We start from the raw sequence: 24,017 nt of genomic DNA, 5'->3' as shown, positions 1-24,017 counted from the left end.
CCCGCGCCGGGGCTGACCGTGCTCAACGATACGGTGCTGCCCGCGCCTGAGCGCGCCGATCTGTCGGCGGAGGATCGGGCGAGCCTGATCGGTCCCCTGGACGTTATCAACTTGGAAGTGTTCGGTGTTCCCGAACTGAGCAGGGATTTGCAGGTCGACCTCAGCGGCCGGATCGCGATGCCGCTGATCGGCGAGGTGGACGCGCGCGGCAAGACTCCGTCGGAATTGTCGGCGCAGATCGAGTCGCTGTTGCGAGGGCGCTATGTCAAGAATCCTGACGTTACGATCAACGTGAAGTCCTCCGTCAGCCAGGTCGTCACGGTGGATGGCGAGGTCGCGCAGCCCGGCCTGTACCCGGTGACGAACCAGACGACGCTGATGCGGGCGATCGCCTCTGCCAAGGGGCTTTCCGAATTTGCGAAGCTGGATGACGTCGTGATCTTGCGGACGGTGAACAACCAGCGTCTTGCAGGGCTTTACAATCTGAGTGCGATCCGGCGCGGCCGCTATCCGGATCCTGCCATCTACGCCAACGACGTCGTCATCGTCGGAGATTCGCCGACCCGGCGCCTCTTCCGCGACGTCGCGGCGACGGCGCCTATCATTGCGGCGCCGCTCGTCGCGCTCTTTAACTAAGGGTTGCGGAACATGAACCGACCAGAAGCACTGGGCCGGCGGAGCGCAGATCGGATGAACGTGCTGATCGATCAGCAAGATGCCGCAACAACTGGTCGCGAAGCCCCGCCGCTTGCGCTGGAATATCTGCGCATTGCCAAGCGCTGGAAATTCGTGATCGCGGGCACGATCCTCGGCTTCCTGCTCGCGGGGTTGATCGTCACGCTGCTGATGACGCCGAAATATACGGCCACGACGCAGCTTGAGATCGCGCGCGAATCGAACAAGATCGTCAACCTGCAAGGAGTCGAGCAGGAGGCGAGCGACGCCGATCAGGAATTCTACCAGACCCAATATGGCCTGCTCCGCTCGCAGTCGCTGGCCGAGCGCGTCGCCAGCAAGCTCAGGCTGGACGACGACCCGGCATTCTTCGCGATGTTCGGAGAAGATCCGGCGGATTATGGTGGACAGAGCGCCAAGAACGGCCGCTTCGTGGCTGCCGACCGTGGCCTGCGCACCCGGCTCGCCGGCGATATCCTGCTGAAGAATATGAGCGTGACTCCGACCCGGCTCTCGCGCCTTGTCGACATCTCTGTCACAACGCCCAGCGCCACGCTTTCGGCGCGGATCGCGAACGCCTGGGCGGAGAACTTCATTCAGGCGACGCTGGAGCGCCGCTACGAAGCGACCTCCTATGCGCGCAACTTCCTCGAGAACCGCCTCGAGCAATTGCGGCGTCGACTGGAGGATTCCGAGCGGCAGCTCGTCACCTATGCATCAACTCAGCGAATCATCAACCTGCCGAACACCGGCGGACCGAGCGACAGCAGGGCGGAACGCTCGATCGTTGCCGACAATCTGGCCTCGCTCAATGGCGAATTAGCCCGGGCGACAGCCGACCGCGTCAAGGCGCAGGCGCGTTATGATCAGCTACGCGCGCGCGGCGGTGATTCCGCCGAGGCGCTCGACAACAGCGCGATCAACGTGATGCGCGCGAAACGTGCCGAATTGGCGGCCGATTATCAGAAGCTTGCCACTCAGTTCGAGCCCGGCTACCCGGCGGCGCGCGCCCTCCAGTCCCAGATCGATCAGCTCGATCGCAGCATCGCCCGCGAGGAACGCCGCGTTTCCGGTTCGCTCGGATCGGAGTATCGGAGCGCGCTGGAGCGGGAGCAGGCGCTCTCGAACCGCGTTGAGGGCCTCAAGGCCAGCCTGATCGACCTCCGTCGCCGCAGCATCCAGTACAATATCTATCAGCGCGAAGTAGATACCAATCGCGCGCTGTATGACGGCCTGCTGCAACGCTACAAGGAGATCGGCATCACCGGCGGCGTGGGCGTGAACAACATCTCTGTCGTCGACACCGCGTCGACGCCCGATCGCCGTTCGAGCCCGAAGCTGCTGCTCAATTTGCTGCTGTCCGTCATCCTGGGCACGATCGTCGGCGCAGGGCTGGCGCTGCTGTTCGAACACATCGACGAGTCGATCATGGATCCGGCCGATGTGCGGCAGCGGCTTGGGGTCCCGCTGCTCGGGACGGTGCCGTGGGCGCAGAACCGCGAGCCGACGGAGGCGCTTCGCGACCGCAAGTCCGAACTGTTCGATGCCTATCTGGCGGTGCAGGCGAACCTCAAATTCGCAACCGATCATGGCTTGCCGCGGACCCTGTCGGTGACCAGCACGCGTCCGTCGGAAGGCAAGTCGACCACCGCTCTGTCCCTCGCCACCACGCTGGTGAGGAGCGGCCGCAGCGTCGTTCTGGTGGACGGTGATATGAGGTCGCCATCCGTCCATCACCTGCTGGGGCGCGGGCATGAGGCGGGCTTGAGCAATTACCTGGCAGGCAACGATACGCTGGAGAACATGCTCGTGAAGGCCGACCAGTACGGCTTCACCGCGATGACGGCAGGGCCGTTGCCGCCGAACGCTGCCGAGCTTCTGACGAGCGATCGCCTGGCGAAGCTGCTCGAGCAGCTGCTCACCCGATTCGACCATGTGGTGATCGATTCGCCGCCGGTGATGGGCCTGGCCGACGCGCCGCTGATCGGTAATCGGGTGGAAGCGGTCATCTTTGTCGTCGAGTCCCACGGCATTCGGTCGCGCCAGGTGCGTACCGCGCTCGAGCGGCTTGCGGACGCGGGCGCGCGCGTGATCGGTGCGGTGCTGACGAAGTTCGACGCCCGCCGTGCCCATGTCGGCTACGGCTATGAATACGGATATGATTACGGTCGTAAAAGCAACGCCGAGGCGTGAGGGCAGTCGTGCGTGATCCTTCTGTCACGGTCAGGCGAGGAGCGCACCTTCTCCTTTTGATCGGCTTGGCGGTCCTCGCCTGGCAGGCCGTGACGTTCAGCCTGGCGATCGCAGCCCGGAAGGGCGACCCGGCCTGGGCGGCGAAACTGGCGCCGAACAATGCGCTGGTGCTCGCGGCGTTGGCGCGAAGCGAGCTTGCGGGCAATCCCGCCGCCGCGGCCAATGCGGCGAGGCGGGCGCTGCTGCGGGATGCCACCAATGCGTCCGCCGCCGGGGTCCTGGGCATGGCCGTCGCGCAGGCAGGCGACGACCGACATGCCGTGGCCCTGCTCGCCTATTCGCAGGTGATGTCCCGGCGCGATCTTCCCACCCAACTATGGGCCATCGAGGCCGCGGTGCAGCGCGGGGACATCAACAAGGCGCTGCATCATTACGACATCGCGCTTCGGGTCGGATCGTCCATGCCGACGGTTTTGTTCCCGGTGCTCGTGAGCGCCACCGACGACCCCAACATTCGTGTTCCGCTGGCCCGGATGCTGCGGTCCGGCGTGCCTTGGGGGTCAAGCTTCCTCGACTATCTCAGCGCCAATACGACGAATCTCGTATCGGCGTCGCAGCTGGTCACCGACCTCTATGCGGCGGGCGGACGCGTGCCTCGCAATCCCGGCAACCTCCTGATCCAGCGGCTGACGGATGCCAACGACGTCGAGCGGGCCTGGTTCCTCTACGCGCGCGCCAATCCCGGTGCGAGGAGGCTGGGTATGCGCAACGGCGGCTTCGAAGCGGCGGTCGAGGCGCCCACCGTCTTTGATTGGCAGCTGGAGGATCGTGGCGACGCACGCGCCGAGATCCTGCCCGGCGAACGCGGCGGCGAACTGCACGTCGAAGCACGCAGCGGCTCGGGGGGGCGCGTTGCGCGTCAGCGACTGATGCTGTCGCCGGCGACCTACACGCTGGCGTTCAAGGCCCGCGCGGATGAGGGCGCAACACTCGGCGACTCGGTCATCGAGCTGTTCTGTATGCCGTCGAGGCAGAGGATCGCGCAAACCCGACTTGTTACCGCACCGGGGCGAGAGCGTAGCGGAGTCCAGTTTGCGGTGCCCCGCGACTGCCCGAGCCAATCGCTTGAAGTGACGCTGTATGCCGGAGCCGCCGAGACGACGATCGACGGGATCCTGGATGATGTCGACGTTCGTGCGATGCCGCCGAACGGTTCGTCGCATTGATCCAGCCCCCCTCGCCAGGTCGCCTGCGGCGCATTCTCGGGAAGTGCGACGCACATCAACGGAGAATCATGTCTCGGATGCGGCGTGTGCGCCGGCGCACCTTCTGCGGAGTGAGCCCGAGGGCCTGGTCAACATAGATCGGGCGAGGCCATTGAAGTGCGCCAGATAGCGATGACGTCCGCCGGGAAGTCGGGGCGGGTGTCCCGATCCGCGCGTGGGTGAGCGCGCGGTCCGCGACGGGGAGCCGACGCTGATGGTTGCCGATGTGGCACGGCTTGCCGCAATCGGATTCCAGGGCACGCGAGATGTTGACACCGCATGGTCCGACACCGCGGATTGGTGGAAGCGTAAAAAGTCATTGAGGTGATCAAGATGGCGGATGAAGACCGGCAAGATAAGGCGGGAAGCGATCTTTCGCGTCGCAGGATGCTTGCCATCGCGAGCGCCGGGGTCGGAAGCGGCCTCGTCAAGGTGCCGGCCGAAGCCCGCCCCCCGATGGAAGGAAGGACGCGCAACGTGCGCGATTTCGGCGCCAAAGGCGACGGAGTCACGGACGATACCGAAGCCTTCAACCGTGCTGCCCAGGCCGATGCCGAATGGTCGTGGGACCTCCTCAGTTCCATCATCGTTCCAGCGGGACGGTATCGTATCGCCGGTACGGTCTATCTGCGCAAAGGTCAGTCGTTGATCGGCGAGGGGCTCTCGACCTACATCGATGCGGCGGACGTGAAGCATTCCACGTTCATCATGGGCCGCCGGCGGGACAAGGGGCGCGGAGTGGAGGATCCCGGCGGCCTGCCGGTGCGGATCGAGCGGCTGATGGGCCTGGGCGGAACGGCGAATGAAGGTTTCATCTACGCGGCCATTCCCGGTTTCCAGATCAGTGGATTGTTCCTGACCGCCGTCGGGATCGGCATCGAAATCGAGGCAGCCGACGGGATCGTGTCGGACGTCGAGATCGATCAATGCCTTAACGGCATTGTAATCCGCAAGAGCCAGAACATCGTCCTGTCGAATTTGAATGTATATGCGGCGAACTACGGTATTTCCCTGGAAGGGCGCTGTTGGGACATCGCCATCGTCAACGCTGTATTCTGCTACACGAAATATGTGGCGCTGCTTCTCGGCGACGGTGCCGAGGAGATCAGATCGGTGAGTGTGGCGAACTGCATCTTCACCAACAACGTCCCTTATAAAACCTTCCAAGGTTACATCCACTGTCGAGCCAATCGAAGCGACTTGCTCGTAACGGGGTGCATTTTCCGTAATGCGCCTGGATATGCGATCAATCAGGGTGCGGGGGTGGATCTTTCGCTGTCGCTTCACGGCTGTGTGATCGACGGTATGCGATCCAACCCCGACTATAACCAGAGCCTCGCATCGAAAGGGATCAAGACCGGACACGGCCGATTTTCCTTGATCAACTGTTCATTTCGTCATCTCGCCTCGGAGGCCATCCGGGTTGGTCCCGGCCTGGTCGCGCTGCAGGTGGAAGGCGGAGCGGTGGAGGAAGTGAAAGGGGACGTCATCGTGGTCGAGAACGACTCCGTCGGACCGATCACGATTCGTAATGTGCACGGTTTGGCGCAGGTTGCGACGGCGGGGACGGAGCATCGCGTGACGCTGCCGTGGCTCGGTTCCCGGTGTCGGTGGCATGTGACCGTCAACAGTCGCGACGCGGAGGCGCCGACGCCGGCCGCGCAGTACATGGTTGCTGCAGGGCAGAAGGCGGCGGTGGAGACGCTGTGGAGCATGGGAGCGAGCGCGGCGGCCATCGTCGCGCCCGTTATGGTAAGCGCGACAGATCGCGCGGCGGCAGGGCGCGTGGTGCAGATCCGACTCGACGCGCGTCAGGTCGGCACCGTCGCCCCCGCGATCGATGCGGTGGGCTATGCTTGACCGCTCAAGGTCTCCTTCGTAGGCGTCGATTCGTACGCCGGGCGGGCGCAGAAACTCGCTAACCAATTTCGGTCGGAAGGCTGACTGTTTCCTCATGATCTGGTTTCTCGCCTGTACTGCTCTCTCCACGTTCCTGACCGGGAAGGCGGTCGTAAATCTGTTCCGTGATCGCTTTCCCCATCCGGCAGACATCGCGTCGATCTCGGTCTTTTATTATGGCGTGCCGCTCGCGATCGCCGGCTATTTCGACTGGAACTATGGCCAAATGGCATTCCTGGCGAACTTTGCGGCGGACCAGGGACTGGCTGAACTGTCGATACGATATATCGCTTTGGCGCTCGTGGCGCTGCAATGCGGGAGGATGATCGGGCAGCAGCTTGGATATCCGAGGATGACGCGGTTCGGTATCGTCAACACCTTGGCGTTCGAACGCGTGCGCTTCACCTTCTTCGGATTGATCGGGCTGATCGCGGTTGGCGTTTATCTTTTCGGTCTGCAGGAGTTCCTGGCCGGCTATGCCACCGAAGGGCTGGATATCACGGGGGTAACCGGCAATGCGCTGGTTTATGCGACTCTCGAGTTGATGGGGCTTACCATCGCCTATGCGATGATCATCGGGCTGTACACCGGCCGCATACCATTCAAGATGCTTATCGGCGTCTGCCTCGTCATAATGCTGATCATTCTCGCGATCCGTGCCAAGCGGCTCGAAATCGTCTCTGCGTTCATACCGCCCGCCATTATTCTCCTGTCCAGGCGATCGGCGATCAGTTCCCTGTCCTGGCGCGTGATTGCGGGATCGACCGTCGTGCTCGTACTGGTGGTGGTGTCCGCGCTACGGGCTTCGGTCGATCTCAACTTCTTTGATGGTGTAATTCTGTTCCTTTCCGAAGGGCTTTACGCAGGGCACTCGCTGCCCGGCATCAGTGAGCGGCTCCAGACGCAAGTACTCGGATACGAGCATGGCACCAGGTTCATCAATGCTCTGCTCGGCTTCGTTCCCCGCTTCGTCTGGGAAGGAAAGGACGAAATGGTCTATGCGGGCAATCTGGCGCTGAAAGGTGTGGCGCCGCTCGGCGCCACCACCTTCCTTGCCGAGGTGGTGCTTCAGGGCGGCATGATCGCCATTGCGATCTGCTACACGGCGATGGGCTTCATATTTGAGCGTATCATGCGATTCCAGGATGCATGGGACGAATGCATCAGCAAAGGTATCATTCCAGCGCGCTGCGGAGCTTATCTCATCGCCGTCGCCATCTTCATCCCGCATTTCCGGGACGGAATCATTCCCGCAGTGAAGCTCTCGCTGCAGGCCGGCGTATTCTTCGCCATTCTCTCGAGTATGCGCCTGACCGGCAAAGCGAGGATTATCGCTCAGGCGGGGCCGGGCGAGGATCATCATGACAAACCGAACGTAACGGCGGCGCCGCGCTGAATCATGGACGGCGTCGGTCAATTGCCGGAAGGGGGGGAACCGGCAGTCCGGTTCGACGAAACCGGATCGCGTTCGCGGCTTCGCATCAATGTGATCGCGAACTATCTCGGACGCGGCTGGGCCACTGCCATCAGCCTCTTTTGCCTTCCGCTTTTTCTCTGGCTGCTGGGAAGCGAGGCCTATGGCCTCATTGGCGCGTACGTCGTCGTTCAGGCGTGGGTGGTGCTCGTGGATCTCGGCATCACGCCGACACTCAATCGAGAGATCGCGCGCGCGCGGACAGGTGCGCGTAGTTGGCAATCATTTTCCAACCTGGTCCGCTCCGCCGAATTGCTCGTCATTGCCCTTGCCACGCTCATCGCGCTGATCGTGTATCTCGCCGCGCCGTTGCTGGCCACGGAATGGCTCAAGCCTCGGCAGCTGTCTACGCAGACGGTGACCGACGCCATTTCCATCATGGGGGTGCTGGCGGCGGTTCGCTGGATCGAGATCGTCTACCGTGGCGCCATTCAGGGAAGCGAGGATCAGGTGTGGCTGAACCTCGTCCAGGCCGGGGCCGAGACCGCACGTTGGATCGGCGGGCTGCTCATTATCGCTTGCATCGATGCGAACGTGCTATTGATCTTCGTCTGGAACCTGCTCGTTTCCACCGTTTCCGCCGCGATGCTGCGCCGACGCGTCATCACGACATTGCGCCGCCACGCGCCGCAACGGCCGCGAGCGGACTGGCGCGAGCTGCGCGAGATTCGCGGCTTCGCCGGCGGGATGTTCCTGAGCTCGGTGCTGATATTCCTCCTGACGCAGGCGGACAAGCTGGTGGTCGGCGCACAGGTGCCGCTGGCGGATTTCGGCATCTACGCCCTGGCCGCCACGGCCGCCGCAGGTCTGGCGCAACTGGTGCAGCCGATGAGCGTCGCGGTGCTGCCCCGGTTCACGACATCGGTGACGTCGAACCGACGTGCCGATCTGGTGGACGTATTCCACACCGCGAGCGAATGGCTTTGTGCGATCTTGCTGCCGCTCGCGCTGCTCGTCATCATCCTGCCTGAGCGAACATTGCTCGCGTGGACGGGGCAGCCGGCCGTCGCCACGGCCGGGGCCCCGATCCTCTCGCTCCTGGTGCTCGCCAGCTTGCTGAACCTGATGACGAATATCCCTTACATGCTGCAGCTGGCGCATGGCTGGACGTCGCTGACCAACAAGGTGAATGCTGTCGCGATCCTGCTGCTGCTGCCGCTGCTGATCTGGATGACGAAAATCTATGCGGGCGTCGGAGCCGCCGCCGCCCTGGCCGGCGTCAACCTGATCGTCCTGATCGTCATGCCATGCCTGGTTATCCCGCGATTGCTGCCGGGAGAGTTGCTCCGCTGGTTCGGCCGCTCCGTGCTCGTGCCGTCCATTCTCGGCGCGGCGGTCGCGGTGGGATTGCGGCTGATGATGCCGGCCGCGAACGACCGCGTGGGGGCAATCGTCCAGCTCGGCATATCCGGTGCTGCGGTCGGTTTCGTTGTCCTTGCCTCTTTGCGTCATCCGCGAGATAGCGTGCTCGCCTATCTACGAAGCCGCTGGTGAGCTCTTCGCCGGCCCTCCATGCTTAATCCATGTCGGAGTCTTCCTTTGCCGCTGCCACCAAGTCTTGTCCTCCCGAGCCGAGATCGAGCGCGTTACGTCGCGGTGTCGATCTCGGCCGCGCTCCAATCGGATGAGGCGTCGCTCGAGCGAGTGGAGACGGCCGCGCGCGCCGGTCGGAGCTGAGCGGCGATGACCGAGGCATGTTTTCTCCAGGTCAAGGCATTCGGTGATCTGGTCATCGCCAACGCCGCGGCGGAGCGCGTCGCCGAAGCCGACCGGGGGCGGCTGACGCTTGCGATCGGCGAGCATCTGCGCCCGCTCTGCGAGGCGATCGAGCCCAAGATCCGGGTGGTGGAACTGGCCACGGTGGAGACGGGCGTGCCGTCGATCTTCGATGCTCGCCGCAACGGTATGCTGGCCGCGGTGAAAAGCGCGTGGCATGTGAGGCGGGCGATAGAGCGGGCTCCGCTCGATCGGTCGACGCTGCTTCTTCTCGATCGTCTCAATTGGAGGGAACGGTTCGTCGTGGGAGGACGGCCCGCGACCGGCATGGCGGCGGGAACCTCCAACATCTACGAGGGCTATGATCGCCTGCTCGCCGATAACGGCTTTCAACTTCGAGCGTCGACGGCGGCGCCGACGAGCGGGCGGCGCCGGTTGGGTATCTTTCCAGGCAGCCGCATCGCCGCGAAGAATCTTCCGCCGATCCTGGTCTCCGAGATCATGCGGGAATCGGAGCGGGCAGGCATGTCGACCAGCCTGTTCCTGCTCGAAGGGGAACGGCCCGATCTCGAGGCGGGCGGACTCCCCCATGTGATGGTGCCGCGCCAGTTCAAGGCGCTGCGCGATGCCATCGCGTCGATGGACGTCGTGATCTCGGCCGATTCGCTTCCGGCCCATCTCGCCGAGAGCCTTGCAATCGAGGTGTTCGTGCTGACGCCGCGGCCCAACGAGTTCTGGATGCCGCACAGCGTGTTCGAGAAGCGGCGCTGGAGCCTGTTCGACGACCCCGATCGGCTGAGCCGGCTGCGTGCGATGCTGGCGCCGTGATCCGGTTTGACGATGGGGACCTGCGCTGGCAAAGGCGCCACCGCGACGCCTCGGATGGGGGCTGACGGGGCGGTTTCTGACTCGAGAACATGCGGATATCCATTTGATGCGAAGAGTGTTGATCACCGGTGCCGCTGGCTTCATCGGCTCCCACTTGGTGCAGCGGTTGCTCGAGGACGGCCTCGCGGTGCGGGCGCTGGACAATCTCTCTCCGCAGATCCATGGCCCGGACGCTGCCTTTCCTTCGTGGAGTGATCATCCGCAGGTCGAGGTGATCCGGGCATCGGTCACGGATCCGGCGATCTGGGATCGGGCGCTGGCCGACATCGATGGCGTGGTCCACCTGGCGGCGGAGACCGGGACCGGTCAGTCGATGTACCAGGTCGAGCACTACAATGCCGTCAACAGCCAGGCGACGGCCCGCATGATGGAGGAGATCGCCCGCCGCGCCGCGACGATCCGCCGTATCGTCCTTTCTTCGAGCCGATCGATCTATGGGGAGGGCGCCTTCGCGTGCTCAGCCTGCGGACTCGATCCCGCCTATCCGCCGCCGCGGTCGGCGGACGCCTTGCGCCGGGGCGAATGGGATCAGCCATGCCCTCGCTGCACGGCGCCGATGAGCTTTCGCCCGACGACGGAAGATGCTCCGCCGCGTCCGGCCTCCGTCTACGCCGCCACCAAGCTCGCGCAGGAGGATCTCGTGCGCATCGTCGCCGCTGCGAGCGACATACCGGCCACGATCCTGCGCTTCCAGAACGTCTATGGGGAAGGGCAGTCGCTCAACAATCCCTATACGGGCATCCTGTCGATCTTCTCGACGCGCATTCGCCGCGGGCTCGATCTTCCCATCTTCGAGGACGGCGAGGAGACGCGCGATTTCGTGCACGTCAGCGATGTGGTCGCCGCGATCCACGCCGCGCTGACCGTATCGCCGCCGGTCGCCGCGACATTGAACGTCGGCAGCGGCGTCGCCACCAGCATCTCCAGCGTGGCGCAGGAGCTCAACCGGGCCTTCGGCGGCACTTCCGACACCAGGGTCACCGGTGAGTTCCGGTTGGGCGATATCCGGCACAATGTCGCCGACCTGACGCGGCTCGAGGCCGTTCTCGGCGTCCGTCCGAAGGTCGATCTTCGATCGGGTCTCGAACGGTTCGCTGCATGGGTATCGGAGCAACCCTTGCCCGAAGACCGGCTTGCGCAAGCAAACGACGAGCTTCGTGCCCGCAAGCTGATGGGCTGACTGCATGGCGCAGGACCTGGCGGGCAAATATATTCTGATCCAGGTTGCGCCCTTTTTTGGGTACGATCGGGTTTTTGCGCAGGCGTTGCGCGACCGCGGCGCCATCGTCGACGTGCTGTCCGATCGTCCGTTTGACTCGGCGATCCTGCACGCCGTGGCGAAAGTCGGACGCAGCGTGTTGCTGGAGCATACCAACCGCATCTACCGGCGACAGCTGGAGGAGTTCGGACGCCGGCATTACGATCATGTGCTGGTCGTCAACGGGCAGACGCTGAGCGACGACATTCTGCAACAGTTGCGACGCGATTATCCTACCGCGAGATTCACGTTCTACATCTGGGATTCCTTCGAGAACCGGCCCTATGCCGTGGCGGCCCTTCGGCACTATGACGCCGCCTTCTCCTTCGATCGCCATGCGGCCCGGCGACACGGCATCGGGTTCCGGCCGCTGTTCTTCTCGCCGGAATTCGACCTTCCGTCCAATCGGGAGGCAGAGTTCGACCTGAGCTTCATCGGAACGGCGCATAGCGATCGTCCGGCGATCATTCACCAGGTCGACGAACGCCTGCCGGCGGACGTTTCCCGTTACTGGTTCCTGTATCTGAAGTCGCCATGGGTGCTGCACTACCAGCGCATCACCAATCCGCATTTCCGGGGAATCCCGTCGTCGATGTTCAGCTATCAGCCACTGCCGCGCGAGGAGGTCCGTAGGGTCTTCGACCGGTCCAGGGCCTTCCTGGATATCGAGCATGATCAGCAGACCGGGCTGACGATCCGCACGTTCGAGGCACTCGGCGCGCGAAAGAAGCTGATCACGACGAATTCGGATATCCGCAACTATGATTTCTACAATCCGGCCAACATCATGGTCATAGACCGGCGCGCACCGGCCTTTGATTTCGATTTTCTTACGTCCCCCGTCGAGGAGCTCTCTCCCGAGCTGCGCGGCCGTTACAGCGTGAACGGCTGGATCGACGAAGTCCTTGGTGAGAAGGCTTGAGCATGTCTGCGGAACGCCCCCTCGAGCGATGGGATCTGAGCACGGCCTCGGTACTGGTCGTGGGCGATTCGATGCTGGATCAATATTGGTTCGGCGATGTGGATCGCGTGTCGCCCGAGGCGCCCGTGCCGGTCGTGCTCGTCAAGCGCGAGGAGTTCCGGCTCGGCGGGGCGGCGAACGTCGCGCTGAACATCGCCAGCCTGGGGGGCGCGCCGACGCTTCTCACGGTCGTCGGGCATGACGGCGCCGCCGATCGTATGCGCGGCCTGCTCGGCGATCACGGCATCGCGCACGACCTGCGCGGCGACGACACGGTCAAGACCACCGTCAAGCTGCGCGTGAGCGGCCGGTCCCAGCAGCTGCTCAGGATCGATTTCGAGGATCGTCCGTGCGATCACACGCTCGACGGCCTCGCCGGTGCGCTGGAGGGCCATCTCGCCGATCATCGCGTCGTCGTCTTCTCCGACTATGGAAAGGGGAGCCTGGCCCAGATCGAGCAGATGATCGGTTCCGCGCGCCGGCACCAGTGCCCGATCCTGGTCGATCCGAAGGGGAGCGACTGGACGATCTATCGCGGCGCGACGCTAATTACCCCCAATCGCGCGGAACTGGCTCAGGTGGTGGGATCCTGGCGCGATGAGCAGGACCTTTATGATCGGGCGCAATCGCTGCGCGACCGCCTGTCGCTGGAGGCGTTGCTGGTGACGCGATCGGAGGAGGGCATGACTCTCTTCGATCATGATGGGCATCTCCACGTTCCCGCTCACGCCCGCGACGTGTTCGACGTTACCGGCGCGGGAGACACGGTCATCGCGACGATGGCGGCGATGCTGGCGAGCGGAGCCAGCCTTCGCGCCGCCGTTCCCGTCGCCAATCGTGCCGGCGGCATCGTCGTCGGGAAATTCGGGACTTCGACCCTGACGTCCGAGGAGCTGTTCGCATGAGAGTGGCGGTAACCGGTGCGGCCGGCTTCATCGGCGGCAACATGCTGCGCGGCCTCAACGGGATCGGGATCGACGATATCGTGGCGGTCGACGATCTCACCGATGCCCGCAAGTTCCCGAACCTGGCCGGTGCCCAGATCGCCGACTATATCGATCACCGTCGCTTCTACGACCTTCTCGAAGACGGCAAGCTCGGGCATTTCGACGCCATTTTCCACGAAGGCGCCTGCTCCGACACGATGGAGCACAATGGGCAGCTGATGATGGAGCTGAACTATCGGTGCAGCCGCCGATTGCTGGAGGTGGCGGAGACCACCGGCACGCGCCTGCTCTACGCCTCGAGCGCAGCGGTCTATGGCAGCGGCAGCCGGTTCGCCGAAGAGCCGGAGAACGAGCGGCCGCTGAATGTCTACGGCTATTCCAAGCTATTGTTCGACAACGTCGTTCGACGGCGCCGCCCGGACGGGGTGCAGGTGGCGGGATTCCGATACTTCAACGTCTACGGTCCCGGGGAAGCGCACAAGGACCGGATGGCGTCCGTGGCGTTCCACCATGTGAATCAGTTTCGCGAGCACCAGCGTGTCCGGTTGTTCGGGGGATATGACGGTTGGGGAGCGGGCGAGCAGAGCCGCGACTTCATCCACGTCGCGGATCTCGTGAAGGTCAAGCTGTGGTTCCTCGAGCATCCGGAGATCAGCGGGATCTTCAACCTGGGTACCGGTCGGGCCCAGCCGTTCAACGATATCGCGCGCACCGTGGTGAACGGCATTCGCGCCCGCGCGCAGCAGCCGGCGTTGTCGCTCTCCGATCAGGTGAGGGACGGGCTGATCGAATATGTGGACTTTCCGGAGGCGCTCAAGGGCAAGTACCAGAGCTTCACCCAGGCCGACATCGCGAGGCTCCGCGCGGCCGGCTATACGGAACCCTTCATGACCGTGGAGGAGGGAGTCGCAAGCTACGTCGATCGGTTGCTGGACGCCTCCTAGGGAAGCAGGTCGAGCTCCTCCTCGACCATGCCGCACAGGCTGTGCCCGATCATGATGTGAGCTTCCTGGATGCGAGCCGTGACATTGCTCGGCACGACGATCGCGATATCGGACAATGATCGCAGCGTGCCGCCATCGCGACCCAGCAGCCCGATCGTCGTGATCCCGGCCCGGCGCGCATGTTCGAAGGCGTTCACGACATTTGGTGAATTGCCGGAGGTCGAGATGCCGACCAGGCAGTCGCCCGCAACGCCCAGCGCCTGGAGCTGGCGAGTGAAGACATGCTCATAACCATAGTCGTTCGATATGCAGGTGAGCGCGGAACTGTCGGTGCTGAGGGCAAGGGCGGCGAGCGGTCGCCGGTCGGCGACGAAGCGTCCGGTGAACTCGGCCGCGAGATGCTGGCTGTCCGCCGCCGAGCCACCATTGCCGCAGAACATCACCTTGCGGCCGTCCTTCAGCGCGTCCGCGATCGCGCGGCCGGCCAGGTTCACGTCGGTTTCGATGGACGCGAGGCCGGAAAACAGCTCCAGATGTTCCCGTAGATTCCGTTCGAATACCGACATTCTTGACCCCCGGTAAGGAGGCGTGCTTGGAGGACAAAATCATGGAGTTGTCAACGCAGGCGATCGCCGCCTTGCCCCGACCGCTCGTTTTCACCAACGGCGTCTTCGATGTCCTGCACCGCGGCCACGTCACCTATCTTGCCGCGGCGCGCTCGCTGGGGGCGGGCCTGTTCGTGGCGGTCAATTCGGACGCGTCGGTCCGCATGTTGGGCAAGGGGCCGGACCGGCCGATCAATCGCGCCGAGGATCGGGCGATCGTCCTCGCGGCGCTCGAAAGCGTGACCGCGGTCAGCGTGTTCGAGGAGCGCGCGCCGCTGCGCATTCTGGCGCAGGTGCGCCCGGACATCTACGTAAAGGGCGGCGACTACACCCTCGATCAACTGCCCGAGGCGGAGCTCATGCGGGAATGGGGCGGCCGGACGGTCATCATGCCGTTCGTCGACGGCTTCTCGACGACCGAGCTGCTCCGGCGCGTCAGGAGCATCTGATGACGCGCGAGCAAGGGAAGGCGGCGTTCCTCGACCGTGACGGCGTGATCAACCGCGACTCCGGCTATGTCGGCCGGGTCGAGGATTTCGTCATTCTTCCCGGGGTTCCCGAAGCGCTTCGACGGCTTCGCGATGCCGGCTACGACCTGATCGTCGTGACCAATCAGTCCGGTATCGGGCGGGGATTCTACACCGACGACGACTATCAGCGCATCACCGACCACATGCGACGGCTGCTCGCCATGGAGGGTGTGGAATTCGCAGCCATCCTTCACTGCCCCCATGCGCCATCGGATCATTGCGACTGCCGCAAGCCGCTGCCCGGCCTGCTGATCGAAGGGGCGACGCGGACCGGCGCTTCGCTGAGCGCGTCGGTCCTGTTTGGCGACAAGGGCTCAGACATTGCCGCCGGCCGGGCAGCAGGCGTGGGGCGTTGCTTCTTGGTGGGGGCGGCGGGCGATGCCGATCAATATGGCGCGGATGGCGGAGGGGCGGATTTGCTCGCGTGCGTTCGGCTGCTACTGACGGAGCAGGGCGCCGACCGGCGCTAGAATAACGATTCGAATGATGCCTGCGTCTCGTCGGGCACGAGTAAGAAGGACAACGGCGTGGCTTCCTCATCGTCGGCACCTAGCGTCAATAACCTTGACCTTGTCCGATTCGTTCTCGCTTCGACGGTCTTCATATCACATGCACATGATCTATCGACGTTGGATCAGCTATCGGTGCTGTCGTCGCTGTTTTCTTCCACGATGGCGGTGCAGGCCTTCTTCGTTATCAGCGGATTTTTGATATTTCAGAGCTATGATCGATCGAGCACGCTGAAGTCTTATGCAAGTAAGAGGATCAGAAGAATCTATCCAGCTTATTTCGTTATAGTCGTTACGTGCGCTATATTCCTAGGCTTCATGAGCAAGCTGCCGTTCGGTGATTATATAACTAATATAGGTTTGTGGAAATACGTCGCGGCAAACCTCGTATTCTTGAATTTTCTGGCGCCGGAGTTGCCGGGGGTTTTCCAGAATAACACTATTCATGCGATCAATGGTGCGCTCTGGACGCTGAAGATCGAGGTCGCCTTCTATATCGCGGTTCCGATATGCGTCTGGCTGTTCCGCAAAGTCGGGCGGATGCCGGTGCTGGTCGGCATATACCTGCTGTCGGTACTCTATGCTGCCATCATGCTGCGGCTTGCCGAAAGTGGTCACAGCGGAGCATTTGTCGAGCTTTCGCGGCAACTTCCGGGCCAGATGACCTATTTCATCGCCGGGGCTGCGATCTATTATTATTTCGATTATTTCAGGGGACGGACGATCCTGATGCTGGCGTCGGGCTTGGCTCTGCTCTTCCTGTCCACCTACATGCTCGAGCTGGTGTTGCGGCCTTTGGGGGTGGCGCTCTGCGTGATGGGGGTGGCGTTCGGTCCCTATTTCGGCCGTTTCGGCCGGTATGGGGATTTCTCGTACGGTATCTACATCGTCCATTTCCCCATCCTGCAGACGATGATCAGCCTGGGATTCCTGCAGCGGGAGCCGGTGGCGTTCGTGCTGGTGAGCACTGCCGTCGTCCTGCTTGCCGCGATGCTGATGTGGCATCTTGTCGAGAAGAGGTTTCTTCGGCGGGACAGCCATTATCGCAAGGAAGCGAACGCCAACGCTCACACGACGGCATCCGCCGATCAGGTGGCGCTTGGCGAGGCCGGGTGATCGGACTTGGGCCGCCGTTCGCCAGCCTGAGTCGAGCGCGCGGTCAACGCTCGCCGACCGCGGTCAGGATCGCACGCCCATAGGCGGTCTTCTTGAACATCTCGCCGCGCTCGCGCGCCTGATCGGCGGTGATGAAGCCCTGCTCGTAGGCGATCTCTTCGAGGCAGGCGATCTGGACGCCCTGGCGATGCTGGATCGTACGGACGAACTCGCCGGCTTCGATCAGGCTGTCGTGGGTGCCGGTATCGAGCCAGGCATAGCCCCGACCCATCTGCTCGACGTAGAGGTCGCCCGCATCCAGATAGAGGCGATTGAGGTCGGTAATCTCGAGTTCGCCGCGCGCGGAAGGTGAGAGGCCGCGAGCATAGTCCACGACGCGGTTGTCGTAGAAATAGAGGCCCGTCACGGCGCAGTTCGACTTCGGCTGGGCAGGCTTCTCCTCGAGGCTCAACGCGCGGCCGTCCGCGGACAACTCGACCACGCCGTAGCGCCCGGGATCCTCGACCTGGTAGGAGAAGATCGTCGCGCCGTCCCGGCGCGCGGCAGCGCTCGCGAGCAGGTCCGTGAGGTGCGCGCCGAAGAAGATGTTGTCACCCAGCACCAGCGCGACATTGTCCTCGCCGATAAAGTCCGCGCCGATCGTGAACGCCTGCGCCAGCCCTTCCGGGCGCGGTTGCTCGGCGTAGCTGATCGCCAGGCCCAATGCCGACCCGTCGGCGAATAGCCGGCGGTAGTTGTCGAGATACTCGGGGCTCGAGATGATCAGCACATCGCGGATGCCGGCCAGCATCAGCACCGACAGCGGATAATAGATCATCGGTTTGTCGTAGACGGGCAGAAGCTGCTTGTTCACCGCCAGCGTCGCCGGGTGCAGCCGCGTGCCCGAGCCGCCGGCGAGGATGATGCCCTTCATGTGCGTGTTCCGATCAATTCGTCGAGGATGTCGCCCAGCGCTTCCTGCCAGGGCCGGGGAGTGATGCCATAGGCCGCGCGAATCGCGTCGTGGCCGAGCAGTGAGTTGGCCGGACGCGTCGCCGGTGTCGGATAATCGACCGTGGCGATGGGCTCGACGGCCGCGGTTGGGCCACCTCGCTCGGCCGACTGGCGGAAGATGTCCCTGGCGAACCCGGCCCAGCTCGTTTCGCCGGCATTGCTGAAGTGGAAGGTGCCGGTCGCCGCGGCTGGATCGTCCGCCAATCGCACCGCGATCGTCATCAGCGCATGTGCCAGATCGGCCGCACTGGTCGGGCTGCCGCGCTGGTCGTCGACCACGCGCAAGGTCTCCCGTTCGACGGCCACGCGCAGCATCGTCTTCATGAAGTTGCTGCCGTGCGCGCTCACCACCCAGGCGGTGCGCACGATGGCATGGCGCACGCCGCTCGTCCGGACCGCGAGCTCGCCGCCCAGCTTCGACGCGCCATAGACGTTGAGCGGCGCAACCGGGTCGTCGGTCTCCCACGCGCCGGCCTTGTCGCCGGCGAAGACATAGTCGGTCGACACCTGGACGAGCGGGATGTTCCCCTCGGTGCATCCCTGTGCAAAGGCCGCAGGCGCGAGGGCGTTGATCGACCATGCGGCGACGAGATCGCTCTCGGCCTTGTCGACCGCGGTATAGGCCGCCGCGTTGATCACCGCCGACCAGGGGCGTTCAGCGACCTTCGCCCGGATTGCGGCGGGATCGGCGAGGTCGAGCGCCGCGCGGCCGAGCGCGACCACCTCCCAGCCGTCCGGCCAGGAGCAGCGCTGGAGCTCGGTGCCGACCTGTCCGCTCGCGCCGGTGACGAGAACCTGCTTCACCGCGCGCTCAGGCCGCCAGGCCGCGACGCTGGTCGGCCTTGCGCTCGGCGACGATCGCCTGCCACCATCCTTTGTTGGCGAGATACCATTCGACGGTCTTGCGGATGCCGGTTTCGAACGTCTCGATCGGCGTCCAGCCGAGCTCGTCGCGGATGCGGCTTGCATCGATCGCATAGCGCTTGTCGTGGCCCGGACGGTCGGTGACATAGGCGATCTGCTCGGCGTAGCTCTTGCCGTCCTCGCGCGGGCGCAACTCGTCCAGAATCGTGCAGATGGTCCTCACGACCTCGATGTTCTGCCGCTCGTTATTGCCGCCGACGTTGTAGGTACGGCCCGGCTGCCCCTTTTCGAACACTGCCTGAAGCGCGCGGACATGGTCTTCGACGTAGAGCCAGTCGCGAACCTGGTCGCCCTTGCCATAGACGGGCAGCGCCTCGCCGGCGAGCGCCTTCGCGATCATCAGCGGGATCAGCTTCTCGGGGAAATGATAGGGGCCGTAGTTGTTCGAGCAATTGGTGATGAGCACCGGAAGACCGAAAGTATGGCCCCAGGCGCTGACCAGATGGTCCGAACCGGCCTTGGACGCCGAATAGGGCGAACGCGGGTCGTAGGGCGTGTCTTCGGTGAAGAGGCCGTCCTCGCCGAGCGAGCCATACACCTCGTCCGTCGAGATGTGATGAAAGCGGAATGCCCGCTTGGCCGCATCGTCCAGACCCAGCCAATAGGCTCGCGCCTCGGCGAGCATGGTGTAGGTGCCGACGATGTTCGTCTGGATGAAGGCACCGGGCTCGTCGATCGAGCGATCGACATGGCTCTCCGCAGCCAGATGGGTGACGATCTCGGGCCGGAATTCGGCCATCGCCGCCCGTACTGCAGCGGCATCGCAGACATCGCCTTGGACGAAGCGATAGCGATTGCTGTTCGCGACCCGCTCGACCGTCGACAGCGTGCCGGCGTAGGTCAGCTTGTCGAAGTTCAGCACTTCGTGGGTCGAATCGTCGATCAGATGCCGGATCAGTGCCGATCCGATGAAGCCGGCTCCGCCGGTAACGAAGATGCGCATGTGCTGATCCTTAGGCGAGCGGCGCGAGCGGACGGCCGTCGTATGGGAAGGGGCTGTCAAAATCGGCGAGGAGCGGCTGCACGGCATCCTTTGCCGAGAGTTCCGGCGTCGCTCCTGCCGGCAGCGGCCAGTCGATGCCGATCGCCGGATCGTTCCAACGGATGCCGCCGTCGTGCTCGGGAGCATAGGTGTCCGAGCATTTGTAGGTGACCTCGCAACCGGCTTCGAGCGTCAGAAATCCATGAGCGAAGCCGATCGGAATGAACAGCTGGCACCCGTTCTCGGCCGAAAGCTCCGCGCCGACCCATTGGCCATAGGTCGGCGAGCCACGGCGTACATCGACGGCGACGTCGAAGATCCGGCCGCGGATACAGCGCACCAGCTTGTCCTGGCCATGGGGCGGGGTCTGAAAATGGAGGCCACGCAGAGTATACTGCGGCACGGAAAGCGAGTGATTGTCCTGGACGAAGGTGCAATCAATGCCGATCTCCCGGAAGGCGGGTACCGAATAGACTTCGGTAAACCATCCCCTCGCGTCGCCGAAGCGGCGCGGTGCAATAAGACTGACGATAGGCATCGCGGCTCCCAATAGTGCAGCCGGTAGCGACTCGCAATTGACAGTGGACGGGTCCGCGAAGGCATTCCCATTCCAGTCGGCAAACGGTTCCCGGAACGAGCCGTCGCGTCGACATGCCGGATTGCTGTCCGGCCACCTTTCCAATTGGCCACAACTCGAGAAGCTCCCCTGGCGGCATTTCGTCGTGATCCGGCACCGCGTCGGCGCTGTGCAGTTCGATGTCTTCGGGTCGCCGCCCTGCCGATCGGCGGGAATCCGCACTTTCGCCCTGCCATGCTCGGACGACTGAGAAACGTCGCCCTAATGATCCAATTGACAAATTGCTTTTTATATTCTGAAACAACGCTGCTTTCACCGCTGTTGCGAATCGGACGGCCAAGAACCGCGTCCGGCCCGGAGGTGTGAAGCTAGGGACAAGCCGGGGGCCGTGGACGCCTCCGTCGCCAAGGGAGGACTGTCGGAAATGCACGTTCGTCAAACCTATCGCTCGCGTACCGCATCTCGCGGTCGGATCGTTCGCGATCTCATGTTGTCGGCCAGTGTGATCGTCGGCTTCGCCGGCGTCGCGCAGGCGCAGGACACGACGGCCGTGCCCGATTCCGCCTCGGCTCAGGCGGGAACCGCAGTACAGGCCGATCCTGCCGCCCAGGCGCCCCAGGACACCGCCGCCGACCAAGGCGGCAGCGACATCGTCGTCACCGGCTATCGCGAATCGATCGAGGCCAGCCTCTCGCAGAAGCGCAACGCCAACGCCTTCGTCGACGTGATCACCGCCGAGGACGTCGGCAAGTTCCCCGACAAGAACGTTGCCGACGCGCTGCAGCGCGTGCCGGGCGTCATCATCGAACGCGACGGCGGCGAGGGCGCCCGCGTCAGCATCCGCGGTCTGCAGTCGGACCTGACGATGACGCAGCTCAACGGCAACTTCCTGGCCGGCGCCGACAGCGGCGAGCCGAGGCGCTCGTTCAACTATGTGCTGCTGCCGTCCACCTTCATCGCCAGCACCGAGGTCTACAAGTCGCCCGAAGCCCGGCTCGAGGAGGGCGGCGTCGGCGGCACGATCATCCTCAACACCCGGCGGCCGCTCGACGTGAAGGCGGGGTCGGGCTTCATCTCGGCGGAAGGCACCTATTCGGACACGTCCAAGAAGTTCGAGCCGCAGCTCGCCGGCCAGATCTCATGGAAGAACCAGGACGAGACGTTCGGCGTCCTCGTCGGCGGCGTCTACCAGAAGCGCACCAATCGCGAGCTGCGTGCGGAGACCGAGAGCTGGCGCTGGTGGAGCGACCGCGACGCGAACGGCGACGTCATCACCCGCGCGACCGACGTCAACGGCAATGCGTTCGAGAACGACGACGCGGTTCTCTATTGGCCGGGCACCGGCGTGACCACGCAGAGCGGCCAGCATTATTCGGGCTTCTGGGCGCCGCAGTCGGTGAACGAGCAGGTATTCAACCAGGAGCGCGAGCGCTACGGCATCCAGGCGACGATGCAGGTGCGTCCGTTCGACAACGTGACGGTCACCTCCAATTATTTCCGCTTCCAGTACAGCAGCGACTATACCAGTAACGTGCTGAAGATCCCCGAATGGGGCTACGGCAACTTCTTCACCGGCGCGACGTTCGATCCTAGCGGCACCATCATGCAATCGGCGCAGTTCCAGGTGCTGGCCGCGAGCACGGGCTGTCTGCTCAATACGCCGCCGTGCACGATGGAGACGCCGCAGATCGCCGGCACCTACAGCCGCGAGAAGCAGGTCTCGAACACGTTCGAGACCGAGGTCAAATATGACCAGGACCACTTCAGCGCGGTGCTCAAGATGGGCAAGACCAAGGCGACCGGCGGGCCGTCTCTGCGCTTCAACGTCGCTGCGAAGCCGCGACTCACCACCACCGGTGCCGAGCAGAACGGCAATTTCCTGAGCGCGTGGGATTTCTCCAGCGGCAAGGTCAATTTCGAATTTTCGCCGGAGCTTCAGGAGAACATCAGGAATGGCATCGCGCAGATCGACACCGGATCGACCGGCTCCAACTTCATCAACAGCGAGCTGTCGCAGCGCTATGCGCAGCTCGACCTGACGCGCCGCTTCGATGACAGCTTCCTCAGCTCGATCCAGGTCGGCGCGAAGTGGCGCGATCTCAGCATCCAGCGCGAGGGCGGCCGCGTCGAATGGTATGCCGATCCGGCGACCGAGCGGCGCTATCAGGATACGCCGGAAGGCGCGATCGCGCGGCCCGAATTTTTCTATGACCAGGCGATCGGCAACATCGCCGGCGGCTTCAACGCCAGCTCGTTCCCGGGCATCAACCTCGAAAACTATCTGGACTATATCAACTCCACTTACGGCTCGCCGGTGCGCATCCTAGAGGACGGCAACTACAACCTCGGCGAGCGGGTCTGGGCGGGCTATGTCCAGACCAATTTCCAGAGCGGCGGTTTCCGCGGCAACATCGGCCTGCGCGTCGCCAACACCAAACAGTCCGGCCTCACCGCGGACCGGCTCGAATATCTCAACGAATATTGCGTCGATGGTCCCGGCGGGCCGTTCGATCCCAACCGGCCGGTCGGACCGGACGGCAATTGTCAGGTGATCCCGCTCGACCAGCGCCGGGAGCTCGTCAACACGTTCGTGGACCAGTCGAAGTCCTACACCGACTGGCTGCCGAGCCTGAACGCCTCCTACGAGATCACCCCCAACCTGCTGGTGCGCGGTGCCGTCGCCAAGGTGATCGCGCGTCCGTCCTTCGAGAATCTCGGTTCGCAGCGGTCGCTGACCTATCGTTCGCCGGAATATGCCTTCGACCGCGGCCAGTTCGGCGAGTTTCAAGGCTGGTCTGGCGAGGGCGGCAATGCCGACCTGAAGCCGTTCGAAGCGTGGCAGTACGATATCGGCATCGAATGGTACTTCCATCGCGGTTCGGTGGTGGGCGCGACGCTGTTCCGCAAGGACGTGTCCAACTTCATCGTGCCGCTCGTGCTCGACGTGACGCGCGAGGTGGCCGGCGAGCAGGTGCAGATCCAGCCCTATGAAACCGTCGCCAACGCCTCCGACGCGGTGTCACAAGGTATCGAGCTCTATGCCCAGCATACGCTGCCCTTCGGTCTCGGCGCGCAGGTGAACTTCACCTACAACGACACATCGGTCGCGGACGTCTCGCTCGACGGGGAGAAGGTCGGCTCGTCGCCGCTCGTCGGCAGCTCCAAGACGCAGATCAACGCGTCGGTCTTCTACGAGAGCGACAGGCTGCTGCTGCGCGCGTCCTACAATCGCCGCGGCGAACGGGTCCGCGCGCTCGTCTCGGGCCTGATCGAATATGACGCTCCGTACGAGCAGATCGACCTCAACGCCTCCTACGAGCTGATGAAGGGTCTGCAGCTCACCGCGTCGGTCATCAACCTCACCAAATCGGAGGAGAGCCGGTATCTCGGCAACGACACCAAGGACCGCTTCACCTACCGGAATTATTTCGGACGGCGTGCCTATGTCGGCATCTCGTACAACTTCTGACGAACGGGCTTGACGAGCTCCCCGGGGATGGCCCCCCAGCCTCCGCCATCCCCCTCTCCCGCCGGGCGCCACCACTTGCGCCCGGCGGGAGT

20 protein-coding genes are annotated in these 24,017 nt (G+C 63.8%); 15 read left to right on the top strand and 5 right to left on the bottom strand.

The annotated features are described in order from the left end of the window. Positions 1 to 18 precede the first annotated feature (18 nt). The 11 genes from ACMGER_RS13550 (at position 19) to rfaD (ending at position 14,220) form a co-directional block, all read left to right on the top strand. A complete protein-coding gene (locus ACMGER_RS13550; protein ID WP_436812661.1) occupies positions 19 to 636 on the top strand; it encodes a polysaccharide biosynthesis/export family protein in 618 nt (205 codons plus the stop codon). A 54-nt stretch (positions 637 to 690) separates the two neighbouring features. Then, on the top strand, positions 691 to 2,868 hold the full coding sequence (locus ACMGER_RS13545) for a GumC family protein (RefSeq protein WP_436812660.1): 2,178 nt from the start codon (positions 691 to 693) through the stop codon (positions 2,866 to 2,868). An 8-nt stretch (positions 2,869 to 2,876) separates the two neighbouring features. After that, the gene (locus tag ACMGER_RS13540) at positions 2,877 to 4,094 is read left to right on the top strand and encodes a hypothetical protein (protein WP_436812659.1); all 1,218 of its coding nucleotides are present in this window, start codon (positions 2,877 to 2,879) and stop codon (positions 4,092 to 4,094) included. 372 nt (positions 4,095 to 4,466) lie between these two features. After that, entirely contained in the window at positions 4,467 to 5,993 is a 1,527-nt protein-coding gene (locus ACMGER_RS13535) for a glycosyl hydrolase family 28-related protein (protein ID WP_436812884.1), read from the top strand. A gap of 94 nt (positions 5,994 to 6,087) precedes the next feature. Continuing rightward, complete coding sequence (locus ACMGER_RS13530; protein ID WP_436812658.1) at positions 6,088 to 7,428, top strand: O-antigen polymerase; 1,341 nt, start codon at positions 6,088 to 6,090, stop codon at positions 7,426 to 7,428. Between the two features lie 3 nt (positions 7,429 to 7,431). Next, positions 7,432 to 9,000 (top strand): lipopolysaccharide biosynthesis protein, encoded by a 1,569-nt coding sequence (locus ACMGER_RS13525; protein ID WP_436812657.1) that lies wholly within the window; start codon positions 7,432 to 7,434, stop codon positions 8,998 to 9,000. Positions 9,001 to 9,189: 189 nt separating this feature from the next. Beyond that, entirely contained in the window at positions 9,190 to 10,050 is an 861-nt protein-coding gene (locus ACMGER_RS13520; RefSeq protein ID WP_436812656.1) for a glycosyltransferase family protein, read from the top strand. Positions 10,051 to 10,156: 106 nt separating this feature from the next. Next, positions 10,157 to 11,290 (top strand): NAD-dependent epimerase/dehydratase family protein, encoded by a 1,134-nt coding sequence (locus ACMGER_RS13515; protein ID WP_436812655.1) that lies wholly within the window; start codon positions 10,157 to 10,159, stop codon positions 11,288 to 11,290. A gap of 4 nt (positions 11,291 to 11,294) precedes the next feature. Continuing rightward, positions 11,295 to 12,290, top strand: a complete 996-nt coding sequence (locus ACMGER_RS13510; RefSeq protein WP_436812654.1) for a WaaS/CpsH family glycosyltransferase — start codon at positions 11,295 to 11,297, stop codon at positions 12,288 to 12,290. Positions 12,291 to 12,292: 2 nt separating this feature from the next. Beyond that, positions 12,293 to 13,234, top strand: coding sequence for a D-glycero-beta-D-manno-heptose-7-phosphate kinase (gene rfaE1, locus ACMGER_RS13505; protein WP_436812653.1), 942 nt, complete (start codon positions 12,293 to 12,295; stop codon positions 13,232 to 13,234). Further along, positions 13,231 to 14,220 carry an ADP-glyceromanno-heptose 6-epimerase gene (gene rfaD / locus ACMGER_RS13500; RefSeq protein WP_436812652.1) on the top strand — a complete coding sequence of 330 codons (990 nt, stop codon included), beginning with the start codon at positions 13,231 to 13,233 and terminating at the stop codon, positions 14,218 to 14,220. Before rfaE1 ends, rfaD begins: the two co-directional genes overlap by 4 nt. On the opposite strand, the gene ACMGER_RS13495 is transcribed toward rfaD, so the two are convergent. Next, positions 14,217 to 14,786, bottom strand: coding sequence for a D-sedoheptulose-7-phosphate isomerase (locus ACMGER_RS13495; RefSeq protein WP_436812651.1), 570 nt, complete (start codon positions 14,784 to 14,786; stop codon positions 14,217 to 14,219). The genes rfaD and ACMGER_RS13495 overlap by 4 nt on opposite strands. 41 nt (positions 14,787 to 14,827) lie before the next feature. Here ACMGER_RS13495 and ACMGER_RS13490 point away from each other — a divergent pair, with 41 nt between their 5' ends. Genes ACMGER_RS13490 through ACMGER_RS13480 form a run of 3 tightly spaced genes read left to right on the top strand, consistent with a single transcriptional unit; the run spans position 14,828 to position 16,980 of the window. Beyond that, a complete protein-coding gene (locus tag ACMGER_RS13490) occupies positions 14,828 to 15,274 on the top strand; it encodes an adenylyltransferase/cytidyltransferase family protein (RefSeq protein ID WP_436812650.1) in 447 nt (148 codons plus the stop codon). Next, positions 15,193 to 15,825 carry a D-glycero-alpha-D-manno-heptose-1,7-bisphosphate 7-phosphatase gene (locus ACMGER_RS13485; protein WP_436812649.1) on the top strand — a complete coding sequence of 211 codons (633 nt, stop codon included), beginning with the start codon at positions 15,193 to 15,195 and terminating at the stop codon, positions 15,823 to 15,825. Before ACMGER_RS13490 ends, ACMGER_RS13485 begins: the two co-directional genes overlap by 82 nt. Positions 15,826 to 15,882: 57 nt before the next feature. Further along, positions 15,883 to 16,980 carry an acyltransferase family protein gene (locus tag ACMGER_RS13480; RefSeq protein ID WP_436812648.1) on the top strand — a complete coding sequence of 366 codons (1,098 nt, stop codon included), beginning with the start codon at positions 15,883 to 15,885 and terminating at the stop codon, positions 16,978 to 16,980. Between the two features lie 43 nt (positions 16,981 to 17,023). On the opposite strand, the gene rfbA is transcribed toward ACMGER_RS13480, so the two are convergent. The 4 genes from rfbA to rfbC are packed head-to-tail and all read right to left on the bottom strand — an operon-like array spanning position 17,024 to position 20,678. Continuing rightward, entirely contained in the window at positions 17,024 to 17,893 is an 870-nt protein-coding gene (rfbA, locus tag ACMGER_RS13475; protein ID WP_436812647.1) for a glucose-1-phosphate thymidylyltransferase RfbA, read from the bottom strand. After that, positions 17,890 to 18,777 carry a dTDP-4-dehydrorhamnose reductase gene (gene rfbD, locus ACMGER_RS13470; RefSeq protein ID WP_436812646.1) on the bottom strand — a complete coding sequence of 296 codons (888 nt, stop codon included), beginning with the start codon at positions 18,775 to 18,777 and terminating at the stop codon, positions 17,890 to 17,892. The genes rfbA and rfbD overlap by 4 nt, the downstream gene beginning before the upstream one ends. 7 nt (positions 18,778 to 18,784) lie before the next feature. Beyond that, complete coding sequence (rfbB, locus tag ACMGER_RS13465; RefSeq protein WP_436812645.1) at positions 18,785 to 19,840, bottom strand: dTDP-glucose 4,6-dehydratase; 1,056 nt, start codon at positions 19,838 to 19,840, stop codon at positions 18,785 to 18,787. 10 nt (positions 19,841 to 19,850) lie between these two features. Further along, complete coding sequence (gene rfbC / locus ACMGER_RS13460; protein WP_436812644.1) at positions 19,851 to 20,678, bottom strand: dTDP-4-dehydrorhamnose 3,5-epimerase; 828 nt, start codon at positions 20,676 to 20,678, stop codon at positions 19,851 to 19,853. A gap of 265 nt (positions 20,679 to 20,943) precedes the next feature. On the opposite strand from rfbC, the gene ACMGER_RS13455 reads away from it, so the two are divergent. Then, positions 20,944 to 23,925 (top strand): TonB-dependent receptor, encoded by a 2,982-nt coding sequence (locus tag ACMGER_RS13455; protein ID WP_436812643.1) that lies wholly within the window; start codon positions 20,944 to 20,946, stop codon positions 23,923 to 23,925. Positions 23,926 to 24,017 lie beyond the last annotated feature (92 nt).

The sequence above is a fragment of the Sphingomonas astragali genome, from assembly GCF_051400615.1.
Taxonomy (GTDB): Bacteria; Pseudomonadota; Alphaproteobacteria; order Sphingomonadales; family Sphingomonadaceae; genus Sphingomonas.
This window is presented reverse-complemented; position numbering and strand designations above follow the sequence as displayed.

Excerpts from the sequence above, each read along its gene's own strand:
- ACMGER_RS13545 (WP_436812660.1), top strand. The coding sequence starts at position 691 with ATGAACGTGCTGATCGATCAGCAAGATGCCGCAACAACTGGTCGCGAA.
- ACMGER_RS13535 (WP_436812884.1), top strand. The coding sequence starts at position 4,467 with ATGGCGGATGAAGACCGGCAAGATAAGGCGGGAAGCGATCTTTCGCGT.
- ACMGER_RS13530 (WP_436812658.1), top strand. The coding sequence starts at position 6,088 with ATGATCTGGTTTCTCGCCTGTACTGCTCTCTCCACGTTCCTGACCGGG.
- ACMGER_RS13525 (WP_436812657.1), top strand. The coding sequence starts at position 7,432 with ATGGACGGCGTCGGTCAATTGCCGGAAGGGGGGGAACCGGCAGTCCGG.
- ACMGER_RS13520 (WP_436812656.1), top strand. The coding sequence starts at position 9,190 with ATGACCGAGGCATGTTTTCTCCAGGTCAAGGCATTCGGTGATCTGGTC.
- ACMGER_RS13515 (WP_436812655.1), top strand. The coding sequence starts at position 10,157 with ATGCGAAGAGTGTTGATCACCGGTGCCGCTGGCTTCATCGGCTCCCAC.
- ACMGER_RS13510 (WP_436812654.1), top strand. The coding sequence starts at position 11,295 with ATGGCGCAGGACCTGGCGGGCAAATATATTCTGATCCAGGTTGCGCCC.
- rfaE1 (WP_436812653.1), top strand. The coding sequence starts at position 12,293 with ATGTCTGCGGAACGCCCCCTCGAGCGATGGGATCTGAGCACGGCCTCG.
- rfaD (WP_436812652.1), top strand. The coding sequence starts at position 13,231 with ATGAGAGTGGCGGTAACCGGTGCGGCCGGCTTCATCGGCGGCAACATG.
- ACMGER_RS13495 (WP_436812651.1), bottom strand. The coding sequence starts at position 14,786 with ATGTCGGTATTCGAACGGAATCTACGGGAACATCTGGAGCTGTTTTCC.
- ACMGER_RS13490 (WP_436812650.1), top strand. The coding sequence starts at position 14,828 with ATGGAGTTGTCAACGCAGGCGATCGCCGCCTTGCCCCGACCGCTCGTT.
- ACMGER_RS13485 (WP_436812649.1), top strand. The coding sequence starts at position 15,193 with ATGGGGCGGCCGGACGGTCATCATGCCGTTCGTCGACGGCTTCTCGAC.
- rfbA (WP_436812647.1), bottom strand. The coding sequence starts at position 17,893 with ATGAAGGGCATCATCCTCGCCGGCGGCTCGGGCACGCGGCTGCACCCG.
- rfbB (WP_436812645.1), bottom strand. The coding sequence starts at position 19,840 with ATGCGCATCTTCGTTACCGGCGGAGCCGGCTTCATCGGATCGGCACTG.
- ACMGER_RS13455 (WP_436812643.1), top strand. The coding sequence starts at position 20,944 with ATGTTGTCGGCCAGTGTGATCGTCGGCTTCGCCGGCGTCGCGCAGGCG.